Source organism: Microcoleus sp. ARI1-B5 (genome assembly GCF_036705795.1).
Lineage (GTDB): Bacteria > Cyanobacteriota > Cyanobacteriia > Cyanobacteriales > Microcoleaceae > Microcoleus.
In genome coordinates this window covers 177,331-203,816 of record NZ_JAUBVK010000003.1, presented here as the reverse complement: position 1 = coordinate 203,816, position 26,486 = coordinate 177,331, and the positions used below count along the sequence as shown (strand labels likewise).

Here is a 26,486-nt window from a genome sequence, read left to right as displayed (position 1 = left end):
ACGTTTAACGTGTTTGTTGACAAGCCGGGAGTGGTTGTGGCTTACCCGAAAGTTACGAAGAGTTGCGATTAGTGGGCGATCGCAAAAACACATGATTGTTTTTTATTCCTTAACCTCCTTAATGCTAGTTTTCCGTTCCAAAATCTCCTTAAGCACGAGAGTAACAACTGCTAATAAACCGAGAATTACGGCAGCGGAAAATGCTGCTTGCGTCGCGTACTGCTTGTAAGCATCCTCTACAAAAAGAGGCAAAGTTTGGGTCTTTTTAGCAATATTTCCAGACACCACAGAGACGGCTCCAAATTCTCCCATTGCTCTAGCATTGGTCAAAATTACTCCGTAAAGCAATCCCCAGCGAATACTCGGAAGCGTGACATTCCAGAAAATTTGCCAGTCATTTGCTCCCAAAGTTTTCGCCGCTTCTTCTTGATCTGTTCCCACTTCTTCCAAAACAGGAATCACTTCGCGGGCCACAAAAGGCAAGGTAACAAAAGCAGTAGCCAGCACCATTCCGGGGAAGGCAAAAATAACCTTAATGTCGGCGGCTTCCAGCCACGGGCCGAACCATCCCACCCGACCGTAAAGCAGTACAATCATTAAACCTGCAACTACGGGAGATATGGCAAACGGCACGTCTAAAATGCTGATTAATAGCGTGCGGCCCGGAAATTTGTTGCGGCCAATTACCCAGGCTGCACACAAACCGAATACTGTATTTACAGGCACAACTATCAGAGAAATCACCAGGGTAAGTTGCGCTGCGTGCAGAAACTCGGGCGATGTTAAGTTAGAAAAAAATGGCTCTACTCCCTTTCTGAAAGCTTGGTAAAAAACGTTGAGCGTGGGGACAAATAAGACAAGAGCAAGATAGGCGATCGCAATTCCGATTAAAGTTGGTTTTACCCACGCTTTTTCCTGACTCCGGCTCGAACCTGCGGGCGGAAATTTGTTGTAATCAGCGGGTGAATTGATATTAGCCGTCATAGCGTCTTCTCCATGCTTGTAATAGATTAATTGCGAACAGCATTGTCAGCGAAATACCTAACAGGATAGTGCCGATAACTGTTGCTCCTGCATAGTCGTACTGTTCCAATCTTTGAAAAATTAATACTGGCGCGATTAAATCCTTGAACGGTATGTTAGAAGCTACAATTACAGTAGAGCCGTACTCGCCAACCGCTCGCGAAAATCCGAGGGCAACTCCGGTTAAGATAGACGGAAATAACGGCGGCAAAACTACTCGCCAGAAGGTTTGAAATTGAGAAGCACCTAAGCACCAAGCTGCTTCTTCGATGTCTTTTTCCATCTCGTTTAAAACAGGCTGTACGGTTCTAACTATAAATGGAAAGGAAATAAATATCATCGCTATACCTACACCCAAGCGAGTAAAGGATATCTTGATTCCCAAGGGTGCAAAAAGCGAACCAATCCAGCCGTTATCGCTGTAAACTGTGGCGAGAGTTAAACCGGCGACGGAGGTGGGCAGTGCAAAAGGCAAATCGACGATTGCATCGACAATCCGTTTTAAGGGAAAGTCGTAGCGGACTAATACCCAGGCAATTAATGTGCCGAAGACTCCGTTAATTAATGCCGCAATTAATGCCGTAAAGAAGGTGACATCGTAGGCGGAAAGGGCGATCGGACTGGTGGCAATTGCCCAAAATTCGGCGGGGTTTGCTGTGCTGGCTTTCAGCAGCATTGCTGCAACTGGGAGCAATAGCATTAAGCTGAGGTAGCCTAGGGTGATTCCCCAAGGTAATGTTATTTTGCCGATCGCCCTTTTGATATTTTCTATCGGAGATTGAGGGTTGCTGGTTGGAGATGATACAGCCATAAGTCAATAGTTGTGAGTTGGTAAGAATTGTTGTATAGTCCAGTAGGGACACGGCACTGCCGTGTCCCTACAGCCGTGTCCCTACAGCTACTACTGTTTAATCGAACCTTGGATTTTGTCAAAAACAGCTCCGTCATCGAAGAATTTCTTCTGAATATCTCCCCAACCTCCTAAGTCTTGAGCTGTAAATAGGGTTTTGATGGGGGCATATTTTTGGACAAATTCTGGTTCTGCGGCTACTGTGGCATCTATTGGGCGGAATCCGGCTTTGGCAAATTCTCGCTGAGCTTCTGGGGTGTACAGAAATTTGACAAATGCTTCGGCGACTTCGCGAGTACCGTGTTTATCAACGTTTTTATCGACAATGGCAATCGGATTGTCGATCGAAACATTGACTTCGGGAATACTATAAGTCGGTTTTTCGCCTTTCTGACCTGCCAAAATAATCTCGTTTTCGTAGTTAATTAAGGCGTCGCCTTGGCCTTGTTTGAAAAATACGTCGGTGGCTTCGCGGGCATCTTTAGTCAGGATGGGGACGTTTTTGTAGACTTTGCTTGTAAAATCTAATGCTTTGGTTTCGTCTCCTCCGGTTTTGAGAATCGAACCCCAAAGTGCGAGGAAATTCCAGCGTGCAACGCCTGATGTTTTAGGATCGGCAGTAATCACTTTTACTCCGTCTTTGCTTAAATCTTCCCAGGTTTTGATGCCTTTGGGATTGCCTTCGCGGGTGACTATTGCTGCTACGGATTTGCTGACTATGCCTTCGTTGGGGGCTTCTTTTTCCCACCCCGTGTCAATGAGTCCGGCTTTTTCGATTTTTTTGGTGTCGAGGGCGAGGGCTAGGTGTACGATGTCGGCTTCTAAACCGTCAATGACAGCCCGAGTTTGGGAACCGGAACCGCCGTAGCTTTGGTTGAAGGTGACGGTTTGGCCTTTTTCTTTTTTCCACTGTTCTACAAATTTGGGAATGATCGCTTCGTGGGCGGCTTTGGTGACGGCGAAGGAAACTAGGGTTAATTCTACGTTGCCTTTGTTGGCTCCTGGGCTAGAACTTGCGCCCGGAGTGGCTGCGGGGTTGTTGGGGGTTCCCCCGCCGCAGGATGCAACGGCCACACTTAAAGTTATTCCCACTAAAAATAGCGACACAAATCTTTTGAGCGAAGTCAATCGATTTTTGCCGGCTGGTGGCTGTTGCGGCCAGTGAAGGTGTTGAGTTAGGCGTTGCCACGGGCTCATTATATTTGTTCCTCTAATGAAAGTACGGTTATTAGGTCGGAATACCGTAATTATGGTTGTGAAGTACGATTATAGACAACAGCGAGTCAAATGGCAACAAAAAAAAACGAATAGGGGGAACTCCGGGTCGATCGAGTATCCTCAAGTCTTTTCCCTGGGTACTTTCCACTCAGATTCGCGGTAAAATGTAAACCGTAGAAACACTATGATTGAGTTAAGGTGCGAAGCTTGCGCGGCTGCACGATACGCCTTACGGAGACGCTGGCTCCTCACCCAAAAACGGATACAAGCCCCCAACTTAAGTCGGGAGCAGACCCTAGTTCAAGCTCCCAGATTTAATGCTGCAAGTAAATCTAAAATCTAAAATCTAAAATCTAAAATCGATTGACCGATCGCCCCAATGTATGGCCATGCCAAAAATCCCAGCCCCAGCGGGATACGCCTGACTCGCTGCTTGTCGCCCGCAAAGTAAGAAAAAGTTTTAACTGGTATGTCATTACCTCGCCCCGTCTCAGACACCCTAATTGAACTGTTGAAGCCTGTAGCCTGCGAATTGGGAGAAAGATTGGGAGCAAGCGCTGTCAACGAGCGCTATGCAGAAATTGAGCCGTCTGGTTCTTCTGCTTTGAACCAGCAAATCAAAAAAGACCCCCGCTGGATTAAAGCACAAGTGAAATATTTGCAGCGGCAGCAGGCCCGAGAACAAGAGTTAATTGCGATCGCCGGCCTAGAAGAAGAACGGGTAAAGGAAGAACGCGCCAATCGAATTAAGGCAGAAGAATTGAGAGATAAGCGCGCAATTAGTCGCCTTTCCCGCGAGTTGATGCGGGAGTTTCAATCAGAAGCAATTCGAGTTAAACTGAACGAAATTCAAATTCTTTGGGACAAAGACAACTGGTTTTCTAATTTGAGCAGGCAGGAAACTGAACAGATTTTGCAGCAGCAGCAGCACCGATTGCTGTTGTTAGTTGCTCCGGCCAAAATTAGCCAAGATTGCCCGGATTCGTTTCGCCACAATCTAAATATCGAGCTGCCGGCTAAGTTGAGATCTTTTTTGAACCAGCACTACCCCCTGCACGGAGAATCCTGTCCGGTTCAGTTTTACGGAGACTATTTCAAAAAGGCGATTTCTGATATTGATGTGGAGCGGTTGCAGACTGTTTTGTCTCCCGTGCCGACAGCTATATTGTACAGCGATATCAGCGATTATGAAGTTAATTTTCATGTCGGTTTTTGGGGAATCATCAATCAGAGCGTTTCTCTAGTGGCGATGCAGCCTTGGAATTGGGAAGAGGTTTATCACCAGTTGGAGGCCCAGGGGAAAGATGAAAAGCTGAGCCTGCGGATTATTCGGCAAATAATTGTGACAATTCACAAGTTATTGGCGGGTTTTTTAGCTGATTTGTATTATTTAAATATCGATTTTACTCACGAACCTCAGCTCTTTAATTTAGAGGAAGAATTTGCTCGGGAATGGTTTTCTAAAGATTGGGCTCTACCATATATGGAAACTCTTAAAGAAATTCAGGAGCAGCAGCGAATAACTTATAAGGGAGAGATGCGGCGGCTGGCGCTGCGAGAGGCGAAAGCTAGGGCGGAACGCAAGCGTCTTGAGGAGGAGGAACTCAAACGCAGAGAGGAAGCTGAGGCGGCATCTAAGCGGGCGAAGGACTTAGCTCACAAATTTAAAAATCTGAAATGGCGGTGCGCATACACGCTGCCGGGACATTCATCGTTTGTGAATTCTCTGGCGATTAGTCCTGATGGCAAAATTCTCGCTAGCGGCAGTTGGGATAGAACTATTAAGATTTGGAATTTAGAAAATGGGGAATTAATTGGCACTCTGACGGGACATTCCGATCGCGTAAATTCGGTGGCTATTAGCTATGACGGCAAAATGTTGGTCAGCGGCAGTTCGGACGAAACAATTAAGTTTTGGAATTTGTACAGCGGGGATTTATTGTGTACTTTTCCGGGACATTCTATGGAGGTGAATTCGGTGGCGATTAACCCGAAGGGGCAGATAATTGCTAGCTGCGGCGGGGCTGATAATACGATTAAGCTTTGGAATTTGCGGACTGGCGAGTTGCTGCGGACTTTGAGGGGTCATTCAAACAATGTGAATGCGGTGGTTTTTAGCCCGGACGGTAAAATATTGGCGAGCGGCAGTAGTGATGCGACGAGCAAGGTTTGGAATGTGGAAACCGGCAAGTTGCTGCGGACTCTTTCGGGGTTGAATGTTGGGGTGAATTCTGTGGCGATCGCGCCGGACGGTCAGATTCTGGCTAGCGTCAGCAATGATTATACGATTAAGCTGCGAAATTTGCACACGGGCCGTTTGTTGCGGATCTTAAATTCTAATTCTGCGAGGGTAAAGGGTGTAGCGAATTTAGGCATGAATGAGGCGCTGCATATTTTGCAGAATTATGTGAGTCGGGGCGATTCGGTTGCTATCAGTGGGGACGGTTTGACTTTGGCTAGCGGCTGCGATGATAATACGATTAATATTTGGAATTTGCAGACGGGGGAGCTGTTGAGCACTCTTAAGGGACATTCGGGTACTGTATACTCAGTGGCGATCGCACCTTCGGGCAATTTGCTCGCCAGCGGCAGTGCGGATCAGACGATTAAGATTTGGCGCTGCGATTAGGCAGTTGACAGTTGACAGTTGACAGTTGACAGTTGTCAGTATTCAGTTGTCAGTTGTCAGTATTCAGTTGTCAGTTGTTAGTTGTCAGTATTCAGTCGTCAGATCCTGTCCGCTAATTAACAAGAATAGTTGTACGGGCGGGTTCACCAAAAATCTATTGTTCTCACTAACAATCTATATAAACCCGCCCCCACCACGCGACTAGATAGGATTTTAGATTTTGGGGCGAGAAACCGGGTTTCTAGGAAAATTTGGGTTGAGTGACCAGAAATACACTCAGAAACCCGGTTTCTGAGGTCTGGGTGCGCGCAGGATGAGGCGAGAAACCGGGTTTCTGAGAAAATTTGGGTTGAGTGACGAGAAATATAGAAAGAAACCCGGTTTCTGAGGTCGGGGTGCGCCCAGGAGACGATAATTCCGGTTTTGCCCTTACGGGGAGAGCTTTTGGGCTAATTTGAAAAAAAACTTGGCTGGGGGGTTGCGCTAATGGCGATAAGTTTGCTATATTAATTTTCACTGCTGGTGTAACTCAGTTGGTAGAGTAGCTGATTTGTAATCAGCCTGTCGCAAGTTCGAGTCTTGTCACCAGCTTTATAGCTCAAACCAAGGTTAGATAAGACTTCTAGCCTTCTGCTCATTTCTAGGTATGAAGTGGGTCTAGAACTACAATACCTGTTTCATACCCAACTAAGGTCTTAAAGCTAGGCTTTATAAGTAAATCAAAATTCTTTAGATAGAAAGATAATTACTGCCTAATACTTCTACTTGCCTAGACCCTAAGCTGTCACATCTCACTCTACCTCTCTTAAATCGAGTTTTAAGGCTCCTCTACACAATAAATGTAATTCATACCCAGACGTGCCTTATCGCTCCATGTAGCTCAATCTAGAGGCGTATAATATGATTTGTTTTAGTTATAGAAGCTTGAGTTTGCATTGAAATAAATTATGTAATAGAAGCACATAGGGAAAGCGGGTTACTCTAACCTCAACCATTTAGCTATCGTCTCTAGTCTGTTCCTATAGATTCTCATATTTCATATATACTTTCCTATATCACTTTTTACATATAATGTCCTATCTTAGTAGTGTATATATACCTGTTTTATTTGTTGACATCTACTAAATTTTATTCTTTTTACTGACTTAAGTCAAAGAAGGTTGAATGCTTTTAGTAGAAAGAGCTAGGGTAGATTACCACATCATACCCTAACTAATTGTTTCTAGCTTGCCTCTATTTGTTCTGATATTGACAGAGCCTCATGTAATGCAGATAGGTGCTTTAATACATCGGCACTCACTTTAGATTCCCATTTACTGTCTACTTTTTCAAGCGCTGCATATAGGGTAGCTATTGACATCTGCAACCAACCTTCAATACTTCCCTGCTTTGTTTTCCGTACTAGATTGATTGCTGACTCGATTGCTAATTTATCCTTTAAATCTTCAGCATCTTTCAAGATTTTATCAGCCTGTAACTGCTTAGCTGATTGATCCTTTAGCAATAAATCAATTAGCTGTACCTTTATTCGATGACTCCATCTTTCCACACCTGACTCATAAAAGTGATGTGGGGTTAGCACTACCCCATTCTCACACCTAAAACCGATCGACAATCTTGACAGTTGGTAGAATACATCAATCAAGTCCCTCCAAACTAAAGTGTCTAAATGTGGTTGTTCATCTAGTAGATTGTGAACTACTAACATTAACTTACCCGGATCGGGCTTATGGAAGAGTTGCCCCCCTAACTTTATTTTTTCATCCTTGCTTTTTGGCCAGTGTTTCCAGTTCTTAGTCATTAACTCAAGTAGCTGAGCAACGTTGTGCTGATCGTAGGTTTGCAGTGTTTGGAAGTTAATCAATTGTCCTTTACCCACCTCTGATTCAGAAGTAAAGGGACGAGAGAACTTTTTAAAGGTTTCAATTACTTGATTGATTGACTTAGCAGTAGAACCAAATCCACAAATATCTGCTACTGAGGTAGGCATTGATACTTTGTTTTCGCCCCTAAATCTTGCCGGATTAGCAGCTAGAAACTCTTGCACTATTTTTTCAAGTTGGCTTTTAGCCTCCCGTACTAATTGCCGATCGGCACTCGTACACCTTAATAGACTGTAGAACTCACTATCTCCGACATATTGGATCGATGTAGATACTTTAGTAGAAACCTTGCTCGCTCTTGTGTCCTTTGATATCTGACTTGTAATATCTAAAAGCTGTCTAGCCTGTAACCTCCCTTCATAGTATATCTCAATGTAAATTCCTCTCTCTTCCTTGATGATTAGCTCCACGTTTTCAAATTTAAAGATACTTCGTACATAATCCCGGATTTCTTCAAAGCTAGGAAAAGTAATAGGAAACTGTTTTCCTAAGCTAGTTGGAACCCTCTTAAGCCATTTAATAACACTAGGTACTTCTGATTGTCGCGTGGCTTTCTCACTCCCCCAAATAAACGTGTATGTTAATTTTTTACTCTCTAATTCTTGAATAAAGGAAACATCTCCTAACGTGTGACTCCTATAGTAGTTATCCGTATACAAGGAATTATGCTTAAACTCTGCTTTGTCTAAATATTTCCTGATTACTACAGTAGATTCTCGCAAACTATCGGAATTTAACTTTTCCCCTTTTACTACCTCAATTAATAGGTTTTCTAGTTTAGCAATAAGCTTTAGACTATTTACCTTGTTTTGATTTTTGAGTCTGTCAATTTCCCTATGCAGATAAGCAATAGCTTGATTCTGACTGAGATTACCTACTACATACCTCGCAAGGTCATACTCTGGCACTTTAACCGGAAGTCCTATTAACTTCCATTGCTTACCCGATGGTACTAAGCAAGCTAATAAAGGAGTAGTACCAACTACCGACCTAAATATTACAGTTCCCTGTGCTACTTTTGCACCGTCCAACTTAATAGGCTTAGGTCTTTGTCGCTCTACCAATTCTTTTGGTCGTTTATATTCTTTTTCCTCCCAATCAGCAAAACTTATTATTTCAATGACTTTAGAGCAAACTTCCTGATAATCGTTATTAACAGAGACGTTTTTATTTAACAAATAAAACACATAGTAAAGGGTATCTTCCAAAATATATTTACTAGGGGGAACGCATAAGTAATCAACTAGATTTGCCAAAACTCGACACTGTATCTCAGATAATTCATTATTATTCTTATAGATAGATAATGCAATTTCTCTAATAGGTTCTGTTTCCTTTTCTCTTTCCTTGTTAAACTCATTCAACCAGGACTCGATATCAATTCTATATTGAGCGACTAAAGTTTTACCTTGAACTTTGCAATTTTTAAGTTGAATTTTTGAGATATTTTGATAAGTGATTATCCCTCGATCAAGAATTCTGTGAAATTTAATCTGGAACTTTTCTAAGCTTTGTTCTCTACTTTCTGAATCAGTGTCTTGTTTACTGGTGTTGGTATTGTTCTTTGTTTTCCACTCACAACCTTTGCCTGTCTCATTGAAATGAGAGAAGTGAGAAACTCTCTCTTTACATCGCTTAAAAAAGATAGATTGTCTACATTTACCACAAGTAAGACCTAGCTTTTTATAGGATTCATAGTTTAGCGTATCATCATCAGGTGTAAATTCTTTATCTAAAAAGATAGATCTGGCAAAAGGAATAGATACTTCTGATTCTGCTTTCATAAAACTTAACTCCTTTGTTTTTGGGAACTCTCACTAAGTAAATAGAACCTTATAATAATTTTAGTAATTATTTAAAAGTTCTCCCAGCCTTACCTATGAATTTAACAGTAGTCCTCTGCATATACTGTGACTTAAATCACCTAATTGTCTGAAACCATAAAATTCTATAGCAATAGTTTTAGCTATTTATCAGTAGGTGACTTTATCCTGACAAGTGTAACTATGTAACTATGTAACTGTAACTCAACTAACTTTAACACCATTGGATATTTATTTTCTCCGGGTCTATCAATTAACTAACTAGATTGACCGATCGATCTAAAGGATTAGTTAAGATTTTACAGTTACACGGTTACACAGTTACAAAATAGCTGAACCCCTTGATATATAAAGGATTCAGCTTGTAACTTAACCGTAACTAGGTAATTGCTCAGTTACAGCCACAGCTACTTCCCAGTATTTACCGGACTTACCGTTGACTCTACTAGCTTTAGTTGGTTTTTCTAAGCCTAAATCTTTCAGAATATTAGTAATCCTTTCTGCATCTTTTCTATTCCAAGACTTACGTTCTTTTCTTATAGCCTCAGTTAAGACATCGCCCAAAACAAAAGGCTCTTGTCGTTTCTCTACCCAATCAGCTACTATATCTTGCCACATATCATTTGCTTGATATTTTTCATTTACAGCATTAAGCATTTCTTGCTCAGTTTCATTTAAGTAGATAGGATAATTATCTTTGTAGGCTTTAACAGCACTAGCCCAAATCAAATCTCTATTTTCTTTTACCCATTCAATATCTATTTTCTCGTTTACATCTACGCACCAAAATCTTCTATTACCTGTAGCATCAACTAAAAACTTATCTTTATTCGTTGTACCTACTATAATAAACTGTCGAGGTAGTGTAATCGGTCTACTATCATAGGGTTTACGAAGAGTGTCGCTTTGCTGAGTAATAAAAGCTTTTAACTTACCCATCTTACTCGCAGTCAGAGTCTCTTCACACTCTCCTAGCTCAATAATCCACTTACTATGACAAATCATTAACTCATCTTTATTATAAGCTTGCAAAGACATAGAAGTAAATAAATCTTCTCCCGCTAATTCCCTGAAGAAAGAAGTCTTATAAAAGCCTTGAGAACCTTTAAGTAAAAGTACAGTATCAAATTTAGTACCAGGCTTTAACACTCTCGCTACTGCACCTACTAAAGTCCTAGGTAAAAATAATCCTTCTAAGGAATGAGGATCAATATGTAGGACTTTCTCATTAAGCTCTCTAAAAACATCTTTGTAGTCTATATCTGGGAACTTAGACTCGCATACATTTAAGTAATCCTCTAAAGGAGAGAATACATTTTTACTAGCGTAGAGGTATGCTAGTTCATGGATGTACTTATCATTCTCTAGGACAGTATTATGCTTGAGAGAAACCTGATACCTAAACTTAGGTAAGTCAAATACTTCTCCATCCAAGTAAATATCCTTGGTGACTTTGTTAAGGTTTAACCGATCAGCAAAGTTATTAGCAATAATTCTGTCTGTTTCTTTGTAGTTCGTCATTCTTAAAAAAAAAATAGATAAATAATCATATAAACACCACTAAAATGTTCTAACGGAGATTGCCATAGCAAAATCGCTAGAAACGTAGAATCTCTAAGTTCTTGCTTGTAAGACAAGAAAATAAGAGACTCCTAAATTGTCAAGGTTCAGTGTTTACCTATTACTCATTATAGAGAGTCGTTAATTGAATGGACAGATTAAGCAATTTCCAGATTACCGTATCTCATGTTCGGTAAACCGTACCAACGCACAATGAAAAGGATAGAAGTTTTTCGCCTCTATCCTCTTGATTTTCTTTTTTATTTACGACACTTACAACTCAGGTAAGGTTAAATCCTTTTTAGCTGCTAGGTAATGGTCTAGAATAACTTGAGGACTATTGCCTACCAGTGCTGCTACTGTAGATGGGTCATAACCATCCCGAATTAAGCGAGTGATGAATGAGTGCCGAAGATTATAACAGGGTAGGTATTGGCTAATTTTTCCAGACTGGTACAGTTTGATTACTATAGGACGCCATTGCCGATTGAGAAAATTATCTTGATTCAGATATCCTCCCTCTACACTAGGAAAGACTAGATTATTTTCATTTTGACGTTTAGGAATGCGTCTTAAGAGGCTAAGAAGTTGGTCATTGCAAGGGAAAATTCGAGTATTGTAGGTTTTAGTATCCTTTAACTCTCCCTTTGAGTAGGCTTTGCTAACCACTATCACAGTCCTCCCATTTCTTTCTTTGATATCATTCCAATTGAGAGCTATTGCTTCCTCTGGTCGGAAACCTGTTAAAGCTAGAAACTCTACATAACCAGAGTAGTAGGAATGAGAGTAAGCACTAGCAGGTGAACAGAATTCATTACTTGAGAATGACTGAATAATGCTTTTAACTTCTTCAGGCTCAAAGCATTCTTTAGAACGTTTGCTTTTTTGTCCTTTAGGCAGTTGCTTTTTGAGATTGTGATAGGGATTATCACTGATTAACTTAGTTTCAACAGACCAGTTGCAGGCAGCATTGATGTTAGCAATTGCTTTTTTTAGGGTACTTGAACTGTAATGCTCCAATAACTCCTGCAATAGTAAGTGAGGATTGTCAAGGTCAAGAGCTTCACTGGAAACTTTAGCTAAGCACCTCTCTACTTCTTTCCAGTCTTTTTTTTGAGTTGTTTTAGCTACTCGCTGTAGATTGGCTTCCTTGTAGTGTTCCCAAACATCAGCTAGATTGAGCTTAGCTACCCGTTGTACAGGTGCTAGTGCTTGTGCGTGTTTAGGGGAATATTTCGCTAGACTCTCATCGAAGCGTTCCATTAGGATATCGCTATTGATTTCTTGAGCCTTAGCACTGGCTACCTTGAGAGTAGTATCAGTGTCAGCTTTACCCACTGTTATCACGTAACGTTTACCATTAAACCGCCAGCGAATACGATAACTACCTTGGAATCGCTCTACCGAAACCTTACCGTACTTAGCTACTACACCATCTTTGTTGTCATCAGGGGTGATAAACATGATTTTGGGTATGGGTAAATTTCATACCCGCCTCATACCCAGTTTCTTTGACAGAGGGTATCTAGTAGAGCTTCAAGCCGTTGGTTTACCTCAAAAGTAGTTAAAGCTAGCTGATTTGTAATCAGCCTGTCGCAAGTTCGAGTCTTGTCACCAGCTTTATAAGCAGAATCAGGTGTTCGTAGTGAGGACTTTAGTCCTCTTCCAAATCAAAGGACTAAAGTCCTCACTACGAACCAATATTACCTAACGCAGCGCAGGCTTTTTTCAACCATGCGGTTGTTGCTGCATCAAGTACGGGTTCGAGTTTCTCGACTACGGAAGCGTGATAGTTGTTCAACCATTGTAGTTGAGTTGTTGAGAGCCGATCGACATTTATCAATTTTTGCTCAAACGGAATATACGTCAGCGGTTCAAATCCGTACCAAGCCGTACCGTTTTTAGACGGCATTTCCCTGACAACATAGAGATTTTCGAGGCGAATTCCGCCCCAACCCGGTTCGTAATATCCCGGTTCGATACTCGTTACCATTCCGGCTTCCAGGGGATATTGCACAAATTTGCTGATGCCGTTGGGCCCTTCGTGACCTGCTAAAAATGCGCCGACTCCGTGCCCGGTACCGTGTCCGTAGTCTAGCTGTTCTTGCCATAATACCGATCGGGCGATCGCATCTAACTGCGATCCCGTTGTACCTTTCGGGAATTGCTGCACCGCACAGTTGATGTGCGCGATTAAGACTGTTGTGTAATGTTCGATTTGCAGCGCCGTCGGTTCCCCGACAACCATGGTTCTGGTGTCGTCGGTTGTCCCGGCTAAATATTGCGCGCCTGAGTCTAGGAGGAGCAATTCTCCGGGTTTTAAGGTGATTTCGGGGCTGGGAGTGCCGTAATGTACGATCGAGCTATTTGCTCCCGCACCTGCGATCGTTCTAAACGTTAAAATGTGAAAATCAGCTTCTTGTTGATAAAAACTTTCGATGCTTTCTTTGACATCAAACTCTGTCAAGACATTACCACTTTCTAGCTGTTCGGTCAACCACTTTAAAGTTAGAGTTTTAGCTCGACTTGCCTTAAAATTAGCAGATTTCATCTGCTCGATTTCCACAGGATTTTTCCGAGCTTTCATCCCTTCTACCGGATTCGGCTGGACAACTATTTCTATCTTATTTTCACTAGCTTTTTGCTGGTTTAAGATTAACTGATACGTACCTGCTGTGCTGTGTTTCGCGTCTAAAAGTACCCGAACTTTTTTCGACAAATTCAAGCAAGCTTCTAAAGTTGACGGATAGTCTGCGTAGGGAAGCAAAGTTACATCCGCCGCCAAATCTTGCTCGATTTCTGGTGAAACTCGTTCGAGGTTTGTCAACAAAAACGCTGCATCTGCGGTGACAATGGCGTAGGATATGAAAATGGGAATGTGGGGAATATCCGAGCCTCGGAGATTGAACAGCCACGCTATTTGATTGAGGTTGCTAATCGGTAGCACATCGATGTTAGCTTTCTGCATCGCTTCCCTGACTCTGGCTAATTTTTGGGCGCAGGTTTCTCCGGTCAGGGATGCTGGTAAGCTAAATATCGGAGATTCGTCAATTGCGGGTAAAGTCTCGGCTGTTTGTCGAACTTTGTCTGCTAAATTCTCCGGTATCGGTACGAGTTCAATCTCCGCAGCCGCAAATTTTTTCACCCAATTTTGATATTGCTCTGTCGCTACGGTAAACGGGTCAAAACCGCATCTAATTTTAGTTGATTTTTGGGCAGAATCTGCAGCCAGTTTTTCTAAAGTTTCAATTAAGCTTAAATTTCCTTCTAAGCCGAGTTTCGATATTTGAATAATTCCCGTATCGACTTGCAATTCTGCTTGTTCGTAATAGCGGGAATCCACAAACAACCAAGCGGAATTTTTGCCAACTAACAAATCGCCGGCGGAACCCGTAAAACCTGAAATCCAAGCTCGCCGCTGTTTGGCTGCTGGAACTGATAAATTTAAGTGTTCGTCAACCGCTGGAATGAAATAGCAATCTAAGTCATGATTTGCCATCAAAGCGCGCAAGTCAGAAAGTTTTTCTGCGGAGGTATTTTGAATATTTGTATTTGCTTTCAAGTTAGTTGCAACCATTTGACAATCTCCTATTTATTACTTGTTTAAAATTGTTTTCAAACCTTTAACTAATCTGCTAATTCCGGCGGCGGCTGTGGCAGTTTCCAGAGCGCCGCAAGCAACGCGCAAATAGCAGCCCCTATCCATGCCGAAGGTTGTACCGGGAAGCACTGCTACGTGATGTTCGCGAATTAATCGCTCTACTAATTCCATTGTATCGATCTCGGTGTCAACTTTCAAGAAAAAGTAGAAAGCTCCGGCGGCTGGGGAAATTGTACACAGATTTGGGATGGTATTGAGTTCGTCTAATACGAGTTGGCGCACAGATGCGATCGCCCTTACATAATTATCGCAGTAACCTCTCCCAACTTGCAAGGCTCCCAGGGCTGCATACTGAGAAATTACCGGCGGACAAATTAAGATTGTATCTTGAATTTTCCTCACTGAAACGAGCAAGTGTTCTGGGATTACCATATACCCGATCCGCCAACTCGCAAAACCGTAGGCTTTGGACATGGTAAACAGGGAAATTGTATGTTCGCTGCTATTTGGAAAAGCTGCGGGAGAACAGTGTTTAACTCCCTCATAAGTAAAATATTCGTAGGCTTCGTCGCTGATGTGATAGATGTTGTGCTGGCGGCAAATTTCGTTCACTTCCCGGAGTGCTTCGGCAGAATAAACAACACCCGTTGGGTTGTTGGGTGAAATGGTGACAATTGCTCGCGTTTTGTCGGTAATTGCTTGTTTTATGGCATCAATATTGAGTTGATAGTTGGCGTCTGTTTCTACTATCACTGGCCGGCAATTTGCCATGATTGCCGCCATTTCGTGGTTGAAGTAATAAGGTGATTGGATAATAACTTCGTCCCCCGCCGAGGTGATAGCGAGAATGGCGTTGGTAAATCCCATGTTGCTGCCGGCGGTAACGACAATGCAGTTTTTGCTGTTAATTTCTATACCGTTATCTGTTTTGAGTTTGGCTGCGATCGCATTTTGTAATTGTGGAATTCCTTCGACGGCTTTGTATTTGTGATTGTCGGGATTTGCGAAAAATTCGGGAATTTTGTCAAATGATTCTTGGGGGGGATTGTAGTAAACTACGCCTTGTCCTAATGAGATAGTTCCCGGATTTTGGCGGATCAGTTCGCCTACTACTGGAATTATTGGCGATTGTACCGATTGCATTCGAGTGGGGTAATTTTTCATAGAATATTTGTTTTTTGGGGGGTTTTGACTAAATTATAGGTTGAAAATAGCGAACGTGCTAAAATTAAATATTAGCTCATAACGGGAGAAAGTTCCTATGTCAACGATGACTGTCAAAGATGTAGAGCAAGTTCAAACCGCTTTTTCCGAAGCTGGTTTAGATTACCAAATTGAACTAGAAGACGGGAGACTTTCAATTAGGGGCCCATCTGACATCGTATCCAGTGAAATCGGATCTATCCTGATTCGCTTGCTAGGTAACTGGGTTTACCCGCGCCGTCTCGGACGAGTTTTTGACTCCGCCGGTGGTTTCATTATGCCAGATACTAATGTCAAAGCACCCGATGTTTCTTTTGTTCGCGCCGCACGATTGCGTCAAAGTCCGCGTTATTTCGGACAACTTGTCCCCGATTTGGTGGTAGAGATTAAATCTCAAAGCGATCGCATACAGCCTATCGAAACCAAGGTTTTGAAGTTTGTTGAGCTCGGAGCGATTGTCGGAATTGCGATCGATCCTGATGCAGAAACAGTGAAGATTTATCGCTCTGCTGGCGAACCCCAAATTTTACAAAATGGCGATATCTTAACAGTACCAGAACTTTTCCCCGGTTGGGAATTGCCCGTTTCCCAATTGTGGCCTCCTATCTTTACAGAAGAAGAAACACAATTCTAGAAAAACTACAATATATCGCAACAACAAGAAACTTAAACTCTTTCAACTTCTATTTTAGAGCCTTGCGGCGACTTAAACACTTTAACTTGTGCCGGCAATCTTTCGCCCAATCCTCGAACGTGGGTAATCACTCCAATCAGCCTTTCTCGCTGCCGCAAAGATTCTAATATTTGAGTAACGCTTTCGAGAGTTTCGCTATCTAAAGTGCCAAATCCTTCATCGAGAAACAAGCTGCCCAACTGAGTTCCTTGAGAGAGTTTTTCTGACAAAGCTAAAGCCATTGATAAGGAAGTCGCAAAGGTTTCGCCGCCGGAAAGTGTGCGTACTCTCCTAGCTTCGCCGCCGTTCCAATTATCTGTTACCCAGTATTCGCCGTCTTGGTTTTTTAACTTGTAGCGATTTTCGGTTAATTCTTGCAAAATTAAGGTGGCGCTGCCGACTAATTCTGCTTCTAAATGTTCTAAAATGTAGGATTGAAATTCGTTGGATTTGAGATTCTGCGCTAAGGTGTGATAGGTTTGCTCTTGTTCTGTGAAATTTGTGATTTGCTGCGACAGTCTTTCGGCTTGTTGGAGGGTTTGGGCGGCTACTTGAATCCACACTAAAAGTTCGGCGCGGTGGTTGTTGGCTTGTTTGAGGTTTTCTTGGGCGGTGTTTTTTGCCGATCGCACTTGTGCTAAAGTATTTTCATCAGTAGTCCTGCCTGCGAGATCCTCGCTCAAATCCTTCGCCCGCGTCTCCAACTTAATTTTTGACTCGCGGTGAGAGCGAATCGCATTTTCCCACTGCGATTGTTCGTTAACTGGCGCAACCGCAGCTAAAAATGTCTCTTCTGTGAAATCAGCCGCTGTTAATTTTGCCAACCAATCCAGGTTTAGCTGCTGTTTGTCGGCTTGGGCTCGTGCAAAAACCTCTCCAGCTTGTTGCTCTCTCTCTACTGCTTGAATAGCAGTATTTTGAGCTAATTGATAAGATTTTTCGGCAACTTTCAGCAGATTTTCCAAATCTTGCTTGTCTTGTGCCAAGGCTTTTGCTAAATTAGCATAAGGTTGATATTGGGTAATTTGATAAAGCGCATTGACACAACTTTGCAACTGCTGCTGCCGGCGGTCGGATTCGGCGATCGCATCTTGATATTCTTGCTGTTTAGCTGCTTTTGTCGCCGCTGCAAAATTAAATCTTTGTTGAAAATTCTCATATTCCAATGATGCCAGTTGGAATTGCTGCTCGGTTTCTCGGTATTGGCGATCGCTCTCTGCAAGTATAACCAACTCCTGCTGCAACTGCAAGACTTCCCACTGAGGATTTTCCAGAACTTGAGTAATTTCCTGCTGCAACTGAGCAACTTTATTCGCTGTCACTTGCAATGTTTGAGCAATTTCTGACTGTTTTTGCTCGCAGGCTGAAACGGCGCTTTTCCCCTGGACCGCAGCCATTTGAGCAGCTTGAAAAACCTGATTTGCAGCCGCCACTTTCCGCCGCAAACCAGCAACATCGACAATCTTAGAACTCGGCAAAACAGGGAGCAGATCGCTCTCAGGATGCACGCCCCCGCACACCGGACAAGTATCGCCAGAATTCAGCGACATTCTGACAGCAGCAACACTCTCTAAACGCGCCGCTTCCGCATTAGCAGCTTGGGCAGATTCTAACTCAGCTTCGCACTCTTTCAGCCGGATTTCTGCCCCTGCTAATTTAGTTGCAACCTCGAAATAATTCTGTTGAGCGATTTCTTTCGATGCGAGAGCTTTTTTCAATTCTTGGTGCTGAGTTTGTCCCTGATTGACAATGAGCTGAAGTTCCATCAATAAGGGCGCAATTTGCTGCAACTTATCTAAACGATTTCCTCCAGACGCATACTGTTCGAGCAACGCCGCTGCTCTAGTAACTCTAAAACCTGCCGCCTGAATTTTAGTGTTAGCAGCTTGCAATTCTTTATCTGCTGCTTGGAAAAAGCGGAGTTTTTCCTGTTGATTTTTTTGGGCGAGGGCAACTTCTGTTTCTAATTGAGCGCGCTGTTCTTCATATACTTTTGCAGCAGCCAGAGCATCTTCGCGAGCCTTAATTTGCGGAGCTAATGCCTCTGATTTGGCTTTGGCTGCGTCAAGTTGCTGCTGCTCTGCTGCCAGCTCGGAGCGAGCTTTAATTAACCGCTCCCGCGCTGATAGAGCTGCACTTTCGGCAGTTTCATGCTGACTGCGAGCCGATCGCACTAAAGCCCAATCTCCCTGTAAATGATTGGCAGCTTGCGCTTTTTCTAAACGCTGTGCTAAAATTGCCATATAGGCGGAACTAGCATTTAATTCAGCAAGTTCTTGTTGCAGTTTTAAAGAGCGAGCGATTTGGTAAAATAGCTGTTCCTCTTCATCTAACGCCTTCTGAGCTTGCACAAGGGCGCGATCGAACTGAGGTAACTGCTGCTCTAAAATCCCAAGTTGCGATCGTCTTATATCCACCTCATCCGCCGCCGGCGCATTCAACTCAGCAAGCTGCCTTTCCACCATTTCCCGTTCTTGTTTCAGCAACTTTGCGAGCTCGCTTGCTTCCTTGCGCATCTGCTCAAAAATCTCAAATCCCGCTAGCTGGCGCAAAATTTCCCGGCGTTTAGAAGTATCCCCTTTAATAAACTCATCAAACTTGCCTTGAGGCAGAATAATTGAGCGAGTAAAAGTATCAAAATCCATTCCTAAAATCTGTTCTATCGTATTTTGAACAGCAACAATACTCGTCCCCAAAGTTTCCCACTCGCCATTTTGCCAACTTTCCAAAATCACCTTATTCTCAGGAGATTTCGGACGAAAACGCCACCTCCGCGTCACCCGATACTGTGCCAAACCCACAGCAAAACGCAACTGCACCTTTAAATTTTCGCTGCCTTGACTTGCCAAATCGCTTACTTGTTTGCCGCTGCGAGTTGTCGTACCAAAAAGCGCGTAAGTCATGGCATCTAGCAGCGAAGATTTTCCCGCACCAGTAGCACCCGTAATTGCAAACAAATCGAGTTCAGAAAAATCTAAACGCTGTTCCCGGCGGAAGCTGGTAAATCCTTCAAGCAAAAGTTCTAGTGGACGCATACTGATTTTAGATTTGAGATTTTGGATTTGGGATTTGAGATTTTGATGATTATGTCATTGCGAACGGTAACGCTTGTAGTCGAGTCTCGATCCCCCTAAATCCCCCTTAAGAAGGGGAGTAGGGGTTGACTTTGAGAAGCTTAAGAAGGGGGACTTTGAGAAGGTTCTTGTCCCCCCCTTAAGAAGGGGGGTTAGGGGGGATCGACCTACGTGGGGAGCGAGTCTCGATTACTTAACTATTAAGTGTTTCCTTAAACTTCTTGTACAAATTTTCAAATCCCTCCAATACAGCATTCTCAACGGGAGTAGGGGGTTGACTTTGACACTCTTGTCCCCCCCTTCTTAAGGGGGGTTAGGGGGGATCGAGTCTCGACTACCTAACTATTAACTGTTTCCTTAAACTTCTTGTACAAATTCTCAAATTCCTCCAATACAGCGGGTTGCGGAGTCGTTCCCAAGCGGTTTTGATAATAGTTGCAGAACTCTGCGGCCGGATCGAAATTGTTGGGATCGATATTAGTGCTCTCTGTTGGTTCTAGCGGTGCATCCCGATAGCGCGGTTCAATTAACAGCGCTTGAGAACAGATTTGCCGCACGCGATCGGCTAATCCGATTTGCGGGCTGTCCAATTCGACAATTACCTTCAAGAATCCCGGATGATATTGATGAGCTTCTAAAGTAGCATCGAGATTGTCATTATGACATTGAAGCACTTTTAACGGCTTGTGGCAAGCCACAGGTCTAAATTCTACTTTGGCCTGACTTCCCGGCTCAACTTCTATCAAGCAAAATCCTTTTTCCTGTTCTGCTTCCCCAAAATCTAACTGAATTAAAGAACCGGAATAATAAGCGGGAGAATGCTTAGCAATGCGCTGGTGAATGTGGATGTGTCCGAGGGCGACATATTGAGCTTCCGGCGGCAGAGTTTGCGAGGATAGCAGGTATTTTTCTCGCGTGTAATAAGCGACTTCGGATTTAGCCAAGCGAGCGCCGTCTATGCTCATGTGTGCCATTAGCATATTCACAGTATGGTCTCGAAAATCTGCGGTTAAATTTTGCAGTAAATCTGCTACAATTTCGCGGTAGTCTTGGCGGCGGTTGGCATCGCCCGAGTGCCAGAGAGAATTAGCATCTAACAGTCTTTGTTCGGAAGCAAAAGGCATCGCTCCTACGCACAGTTTACCGCTTTTTGTATTGAGAGTAATCGTGCCGCCGTCTGCGGAACGCCTGGGTTTGCCTAAAGCGCGAACGCCGGCGAGGGATAGCAATTGGGCGATGCTGTCGATGCGGGATGCTGAATCGTGATTGCCGGCGATCGCAATTGCGGGAATTCCGGCCGCTTGGAGTTCGCAGAAAAATTGATAGGCAATGCGCTCGGCGTGCGCTGGAGGGTTGGGAACGTCAAAAATGTCGCCGGCGACCAACACGGCATCGACATCGAGGTCTTTGGCTTGTTTCAAAATCTGTTCCAGGGCGATCGCGATTTCCCAAGTGCGATCGATTCCGCGAAAACGCCGCCCCAAATGCCAGTCAGCAGTATGAATTATTCGCATAGTATGAGGAGTATTTTGTTTATTTTAATACTTTGTGCGATCGCTGCATAAAGACGCGCCACAGTTTAAGCCTCTTCCTGTTCTCTAATTGCTGTTTCAATCTCATCAAAGTGTGCATCAGCATAACTAAAAGCATTCACCAAATCTGCTGCACTCAAATCGGGATGACCTTCTAAAATGCGATCGTCATTAGCACCTTGACGGCGATAACTTATTAACAGCCAAACAGGAATCCGCGTTTTTCGGATACAGGCTTTACCGCCCATGACACCGGGAGTCTTTTGAATTCCAGACCCGAGGTATTCTATCACTTATACTCACTCCGAAGGACGGTTCACTCGAATCAGCATACCTCTCAATGTTTCCACATTAGCAATAGCTTCATTAATGCGTAAAGCCAGCCGCTCCCTATTTGAATCATCTTTACAAACAATGATACCAGCATGGTCTGGTTGTAATGTATGCAGCTTGATAAAATGACGGCGATTGAGCGTTAAAATAGCGCGGTCAATACTCAACGCAAAAGCTAATACTTCTTCATCAGGAATTTTTTGATTAGCATTTCCTGCTTCCTGTACTGTCAGAACATCGTGACCTAAAGTCCTCAGAAATTCCACAACTCGCCTTGGGTATTGTTCATCTGCATAAAAACGTGCCACTTTTCAATCATCCTCATTTTCTTGAATTGCTGTTTCAATCTCGTCAGGATATGCCTCAGCATAAGCCCAAGCATTTGCCAAGTCAGCGGCACGCAGAGTCGGATAATCTTCTAACAGTTCAGATTCAGAAATACCTAAACGGCGAGCATTCACCAGCACCCAAACAGGAATGCGAGTTTGTCTGATGCAAGCATCGCCGCCGCACACGCCGGGAGTCTTTTGAATTCCAGACCAAAAGTTGGTTAAACTTTGGGCTAAAAATAGTATAGCTTGAGTCTTTTCTTCAGGAGTTAACGCCAGGAGTTGCGGTTGCAATTCTTTCAGTGTCATGTTCGCAGTTATTGAGTTCATAAATATTAGCTTGTTTTGGCATACAGGTATTCTAGCAGTGACTAAATCAAAATTTTCATAGCACTCCTCCACCAATACCAAAGAAACCGGGTTTTTTACTGAAATTCAAGGTGGGAGTGCAGTATTTTCGCAAAAAACCCGGTTTCTTGCCACTCCTCCACCAATACCAAAGAAACCGGGTTTTTTACTGAAATTCAAGGTGGGAGTGCAGTATTTTCCCAAAAAACCCGGTTTCTGGCCACTCCTGGGTAAGTTTTGTTTCATTCAACAGGCTTCACATCGTGAAACCGAGTATAATCAACCACCCGCCCGCCATCAGGCGATTTCAAAATAATATCTACAAACCGCATATTCCACACAATTTCAGACGCTACAAAAGAATGTCGCGCGTGAATAGTTTGCGAAACTGTGTCGTCAATTCCCGTTAGCGTAATCACAATTTCTGCTTGCTGCTCGATCAAATCTTTGGCAGTAAGTTGGTACAAAGGACTGTTCTCATCAATTGCGTGCATCACCGTCCAAGTTAAGGCAAAAATAGGAGATTGACTCCGCATTAATTGCAAATCGTAAAAACGCCGCATATATTCTCCTTCCGATGTTACCTCATCGCGGATCAAAGTAGCTCGCTGCTGCGCTTCTAAAATTTGGTTGAAGCGCTGATTTCCCGTGCGGTACATCAGAGTCGGAACGCCGTTGAAAGGAGCGATTGTAGCTACGCGGCTGAAGATAACTCTAGCGGTTGGTCGAGAAAATCTCGAAAAAGCCAGTCCCGTCACCATTGCCACTCCCCACAAACCAAAAAACGCTTCGATCGCAACTATAGTATTAGCGTACTCCGTGCGCGGATACATGGCGCCGTAGCCGATCGTCGCCATTGTTTGCACGCTGAAATAAAAGGCATCTTTGAATGAACCGGGCCGTGCATTAGCAATGCAATCTCCTCCGGCCAAGTAAGCTAAGGCAAATAAAGAATTCGTCACTACATACGAGAGACAAATCAGAATGAAAAATTGCGGCCAAGAAAGAGTTAGCAGCCTGTGGTAGAGGTCGGCAAAATGCAGGCGAGGTACTCCCAATTTGACAATATTTAAGGCGAATTGTCCTTTGCGGCTGACTAAACGAGGCAGTGGCGGGCGGTTGCGGTGAATTTTCATTGCGATTTGTAACTGCGGCTGTGTCAAATTGTAACTATTGCTTGGAGCGGGAAAACTTATCCTTTAGACTGATGTCTGATTCCAAAAATTAAGATAACAGCGGAGTTTAAAAATGGTTGAGCTTAACTGGCATGACTATCTGGTTATGGTTTCTTTTGTGGCTTCTATTGCGGGTCTAGTGCTGCTGGGCGATAAGCGCAACTCGCAGCCGGCGGACGAGCGTACTTTGAGCGAAGAAATCCTGATCAAGATGAGCTTTACTTACTGGATAGTCTACTGCATCTCTGTTTTCGGGCTGAAACTTCACTTACCAGAGGATAGCTGGTTGTTGCTCAGTTTGAAGCTGACTACCGTTCTTTCTTATTTGTTGACTGCTTCTAGCATACTCAGCCTGCCGCTGCAACGCATGGCTGTTAGACGAGTTGAAGAGTGAAAATAACGGGTTTGTAGTGAGGACTTCAGTTTTTCCGATCCAGGTGAAGAAAAACTAAAGTCCTCACTACAAACCTGTTAAGAAGGACTAAAGTGCTCACTACAAACCTGGTGAAGAAGGACTAAAGTCCTGACTACAAACCTGTTAAGAAAAACTAAAGTCCTGACTACAAACCTATTTGAGTTATATTACTAGCTGCTAGCTTGTTTAATTGTTGATGTGAGGAATGCGGACGTAAGGCGCCCAAAATGGCTTTGATCGATCGCCCTCGCACTTCAAATTGCCATTCTGCTCCTGCCTTCCTTGGGCTGCGGAAATCTCAGAAAATATCCCCATGCTGCCGCTAATCAGGCCTTCGGCACTTCGCAGCGGTGCAGTCGAGATACGGACATCAATTAACGAACCGCCTTTCCGCCGCCGCCGACATTCCTTAGCAACTTGCGCTTTCCCTGCCAATTCTGACTGAAACATAGCATAAAAATCGGTAACTTCATCGCTAGGGACGATCGGCAAAACCTTGCCCAAAACCTCAGACTCTTTCCAGCCAAAAAAATCCTCCGCCGCCGGATTCCACAGCGTCACCGCAGCCGACGCATCAATGCCGACAACCGCCACCGGCAAAGCTTTAATTAACCCTTCTAAAACTTGATTAGTTTCGCACAATTTAGCCTCTACCAGCTTGTGTTCGGTGATGTCCTGACAAGCACCGTAAATGCCGACAGCGCGATTGAGAGCTTCATCCCACACAACTTGCCTGCAATCCCACAGCCAGCGGATTTCCCCGGATTTTGTGACAATTCGGTACTCGCTAACTTCCTTGCGGCTGCCGTCGCGAGACTGCATTTGTTCCTGCAGCATTTCTCGATCTTCGGGATGAATGCAGTTGCATTCTGGCCAGCCGTCCGTTTCGATTTCTTCAGGAGTATAACCCGTAATCCGAGTAAAAGCTTCGGTCATCCACTCGCAGGCCCAGGTTTGGTCGGGCAATAAGTTAAAAGAATAGGCAAAATCTGAGGTAATTTGCGATAAAATGCGGTAGCGGGATTCAGATTCCCGCAAAGCTGCTTCGGCTGCTTTAAGTTCAGTAATATCTCTATTTGTGACTAGAATTGCCTCGATGCTGCCCTCGGCGTTCGCGATCGGGCTAAAGATGTAGCTGCAATATTTTTTGCGCCCGGTGCGCGGATTGATAAACTCTGTTTCTGCGGTAACAATTTGTCCGGTTTTTAGTACATCTTTCCAACAATTGCTGTGGAGTTTTATCAGTTCTGGCGGCAAGCCAATTTCTTCTAATGTTTTGCCTAAAATGCAGGTTTTTGACAGCGGAGTTAATTCTAATCCGGCGCGGTTGATATAAGTTAATCGCCCACAGCGATCGAACATCAACAGCCTTTCCGGTGTAGTTGAGAGTACAGTATTTAGCAGCTTGCTTTGCTGTTTGAGCTGAGAGTGTATTTTTTGCAGCGCCTTTTCTGTATTTTTGCGATCGGTGATATCTTGAAAGAACACCGATAAACCTTCTTCCGACGGATAAGCCTCGACTTCAAGCCAGATATTTTGCTGCGGGTAATATCCTTCAAATTTAACATTAACCTTATCAGATACCGAGCGGTAAAATTGCTGGAAAAAAATCGTGTTCGCGGTGTCGGGAAACTGATCCCAAATGTTTTTACCTAAAAGCTCTTGACGCTTTCTGTGCAAGCACTCCTCTGCTTTCGGGTTGACGTAGGTAAACTGCCAATTGCGGTCTAGCGTATAAAAGCCATCTGTGATATTTTCTAAGATATTAACGATTTGCTGTTGCGATTTTTCTAAAGCTGCTGCTGAGAGCTTCCGCTCTGTGATATCGCGGGAATTGATGACTATGCCGTTGATGCTGGAATCGTGCAGCAAATTGTTAGCAATGACTTCTAAATACACCCAGTCACCGTTAGCGTGGCGTTTCCGATATTCTATCGGCGGTGCAATCCCTGGGTGTTTGAGCAATCTGGCCAAATATGCTTGCCAAGCAGGTACATCATCCGGGTGCAGTAAATCGCTGTGGAATTCACCAATTCTTTGTTCCGGTTTGTAGCCTAAAATCCGCTCTACTGCGCTGGAAGTTTGGTCTCGTATCCGCCCGTCAGCTTCAATAATTGTAATTAAATCCGAAGAGTTTCCCAGGAGAGTTTGCAGTCTGGCTTCTCCTTTTGTCAGTGCCTGAGTCACCCTACTGTACAGCATCTGGCTTTGCTCTAACTGCTGCTCTAGATTTCTGATCTTAGCAGCTTGCTGGGAAACTTTAAGTTCTAAATTGTGGTTGATTTTTTCTAAGTTGGCTTGGTCTTCTTTTGCTAATAAAAGTGACTGAAAGTCGGTCACCAATTCCTCCAAAGAGCCGGATAAATCCTTAATATTGCTGGTAAAAATTACCTTTTGCTCTAGAGGTAGTTGCTCCATATGTCCCTGCAACTCGTCGAAATGCTTAAATACTTTTTGGGTCATTGTAGTAAGCGCTCAAACTTGCGACGATTAAATTTTTTTATTCATTTTATAAGCATAGCACCTGAGAGAAGTCAAGTGTCAAAAGAAATAAATCTTGAGGTAGAGCGGTATAGCCTTAAGGGCTTTGCCCATTACCGTGTGGCGAAATCGATCTGTAATGCTAGAAAGTTTGAGAAAATATGGGGCTAAGTAATATTACTGAAAATAGTTTTGAAATTTTAATCCTGAGATTGCTTGGTGAGTCCCGGCGCAGCGGGATTGTGAATTAAAGATCGATCGAGCTTTGAGCTTGTACCGAAGTCCGGCAGGGGTTTAAACCCCTGCCTCAAAGCTTGAGTCGGTTAAAACCGACTC

The 26,486-nt window shown here is 43.6% G+C and carries 17 protein-coding genes, 2 tRNA genes and 1 pseudogene; 5 read left to right on the top strand and 15 right to left on the bottom strand.

Annotated features, from left to right (window positions below; all coding sequences use genetic code 11):
• Positions 1 to 102: 102 nt before the first annotated feature.
• From cysW to QUB63_RS06120, 3 genes are all read right to left on the bottom strand, one after another.
• Positions 103 to 984: a sulfate ABC transporter permease subunit CysW gene (gene cysW / locus QUB63_RS06130; protein WP_332943914.1), complete on the bottom strand. Its 882-nt coding sequence runs from the start codon at positions 982 to 984 to the stop codon at positions 103 to 105.
• On the bottom strand, positions 974 to 1,834 hold the full coding sequence (cysT, locus tag QUB63_RS06125; protein WP_332943913.1) for a sulfate ABC transporter permease subunit CysT: 861 nt from the start codon (positions 1,832 to 1,834) through the stop codon (positions 974 to 976). The genes cysW and cysT overlap by 11 nt, the downstream gene beginning before the upstream one ends.
• A gap of 90 nt (positions 1,835 to 1,924) precedes the next feature.
• Positions 1,925 to 3,070, bottom strand: coding sequence for a sulfate ABC transporter substrate-binding protein (locus QUB63_RS06120; RefSeq protein WP_332943912.1), 1,146 nt, complete (start codon positions 3,068 to 3,070; stop codon positions 1,925 to 1,927).
• A 490-nt stretch (positions 3,071 to 3,560) separates the two neighbouring features.
• On the opposite strand from QUB63_RS06120, the gene QUB63_RS06115 reads away from it, so the two are divergent.
• Both QUB63_RS06115 and QUB63_RS06110 read left to right on the top strand, forming a co-directional pair.
• Complete coding sequence (locus QUB63_RS06115; RefSeq protein ID WP_332943911.1) at positions 3,561 to 5,720, top strand: serine/threonine protein kinase; 2,160 nt, start codon at positions 3,561 to 3,563, stop codon at positions 5,718 to 5,720.
• A gap of 518 nt (positions 5,721 to 6,238) precedes the next feature.
• Positions 6,239 to 6,311, top strand: a tRNA-Thr gene (locus tag QUB63_RS06110).
• 631 nt (positions 6,312 to 6,942) lie between these two features.
• On the opposite strand, the gene QUB63_RS06105 is transcribed toward QUB63_RS06110, so the two are convergent.
• The 3 genes from QUB63_RS06105 to QUB63_RS06095 form a co-directional block, all read right to left on the bottom strand.
• Positions 6,943 to 9,387: a hypothetical protein gene (locus QUB63_RS06105; protein WP_332943910.1), complete on the bottom strand. Its 2,445-nt coding sequence runs from the start codon at positions 9,385 to 9,387 to the stop codon at positions 6,943 to 6,945.
• A 408-nt stretch (positions 9,388 to 9,795) separates the two neighbouring features.
• Complete coding sequence (locus tag QUB63_RS06100; RefSeq protein WP_332943909.1) at positions 9,796 to 10,947, bottom strand: virulence-associated E family protein; 1,152 nt, start codon at positions 10,945 to 10,947, stop codon at positions 9,796 to 9,798.
• Positions 10,948 to 11,259: 312 nt separating this feature from the next.
• Positions 11,260 to 12,450: a tyrosine-type recombinase/integrase gene (locus tag QUB63_RS06095; RefSeq protein WP_332943908.1), complete on the bottom strand. Its 1,191-nt coding sequence runs from the start codon at positions 12,448 to 12,450 to the stop codon at positions 11,260 to 11,262.
• 78 nt (positions 12,451 to 12,528) lie between these two features.
• Between QUB63_RS06095 and QUB63_RS06090 the strand changes: the two genes are divergently transcribed.
• A tRNA-Thr gene (locus QUB63_RS06090) sits at positions 12,529 to 12,607 on the top strand.
• A 69-nt stretch (positions 12,608 to 12,676) separates the two neighbouring features.
• Here QUB63_RS06090 and QUB63_RS06085 read toward each other — a convergent pair.
• Complete coding sequence (locus tag QUB63_RS06085) at positions 12,677 to 14,563, bottom strand: aminopeptidase P family protein (protein ID WP_332943907.1); 1,887 nt, start codon at positions 14,561 to 14,563, stop codon at positions 12,677 to 12,679.
• Positions 14,564 to 14,581: 18 nt separating this feature from the next.
• Positions 14,582 to 15,751 (bottom strand): pyridoxal phosphate-dependent aminotransferase, encoded by a 1,170-nt coding sequence (locus tag QUB63_RS06080; RefSeq protein WP_332943906.1) that lies wholly within the window; start codon positions 15,749 to 15,751, stop codon positions 14,582 to 14,584.
• 97 nt (positions 15,752 to 15,848) lie between these two features.
• Here QUB63_RS06080 and QUB63_RS06075 point away from each other — a divergent pair, with 97 nt between their 5' ends.
• A complete protein-coding gene (locus tag QUB63_RS06075) occupies positions 15,849 to 16,424 on the top strand; it encodes a Uma2 family endonuclease (RefSeq protein WP_332943905.1) in 576 nt (191 codons plus the stop codon).
• A gap of 32 nt (positions 16,425 to 16,456) precedes the next feature.
• Here QUB63_RS06075 and QUB63_RS06070 read toward each other — a convergent pair whose 3' ends face one another.
• The 6 genes and pseudogenes from QUB63_RS06070 to QUB63_RS06045 all read right to left on the bottom strand — a co-directional run bounded on the left by QUB63_RS06070 (position 16,457) and on the right by QUB63_RS06045 (position 23,215).
• Positions 16,457 to 19,498: an SMC family ATPase gene (locus QUB63_RS06070; RefSeq protein WP_332943904.1), complete on the bottom strand. Its 3,042-nt coding sequence runs from the start codon at positions 19,496 to 19,498 to the stop codon at positions 16,457 to 16,459.
• Positions 19,499 to 19,875: 377 nt separating this feature from the next.
• Positions 19,876 to 21,051, bottom strand: a complete 1,176-nt coding sequence (locus QUB63_RS06065) for a metallophosphoesterase family protein (protein ID WP_332943903.1) — start codon at positions 21,049 to 21,051, stop codon at positions 19,876 to 19,878.
• A gap of 65 nt (positions 21,052 to 21,116) precedes the next feature.
• A pseudogene (locus tag QUB63_RS06060) lies at positions 21,117 to 21,341 on the bottom strand (DUF433 domain-containing protein); the annotation flags it as partial.
• A 27-nt stretch (positions 21,342 to 21,368) separates the two neighbouring features.
• On the bottom strand, positions 21,369 to 21,710 hold the full coding sequence (locus QUB63_RS06055; protein ID WP_332943902.1) for a DUF5615 family PIN-like protein: 342 nt from the start codon (positions 21,708 to 21,710) through the stop codon (positions 21,369 to 21,371).
• Between the two features lie 3 nt (positions 21,711 to 21,713).
• A complete protein-coding gene (locus QUB63_RS06050) occupies positions 21,714 to 22,040 on the bottom strand; it encodes a DUF433 domain-containing protein (protein ID WP_332944224.1) in 327 nt (108 codons plus the stop codon).
• A gap of 281 nt (positions 22,041 to 22,321) precedes the next feature.
• On the bottom strand, positions 22,322 to 23,215 hold the full coding sequence (locus QUB63_RS06045; RefSeq protein ID WP_332943901.1) for an ion channel: 894 nt from the start codon (positions 23,213 to 23,215) through the stop codon (positions 22,322 to 22,324).
• Positions 23,216 to 23,327: 112 nt separating this feature from the next.
• On the opposite strand from QUB63_RS06045, the gene QUB63_RS06040 reads away from it, so the two are divergent.
• Positions 23,328 to 23,648 carry a hypothetical protein gene (locus tag QUB63_RS06040; RefSeq protein ID WP_332943900.1) on the top strand — a complete coding sequence of 107 codons (321 nt, stop codon included), beginning with the start codon at positions 23,328 to 23,330 and terminating at the stop codon, positions 23,646 to 23,648.
• A gap of 207 nt (positions 23,649 to 23,855) precedes the next feature.
• Here the strand turns inward: QUB63_RS06040 and QUB63_RS06035 are convergent, their stop codons facing one another.
• A complete protein-coding gene (locus QUB63_RS06035) occupies positions 23,856 to 26,132 on the bottom strand; it encodes a PAS domain-containing protein (RefSeq protein ID WP_332943899.1) in 2,277 nt (758 codons plus the stop codon).
• Positions 26,133 to 26,486: the final 354 nt, after the last annotated feature.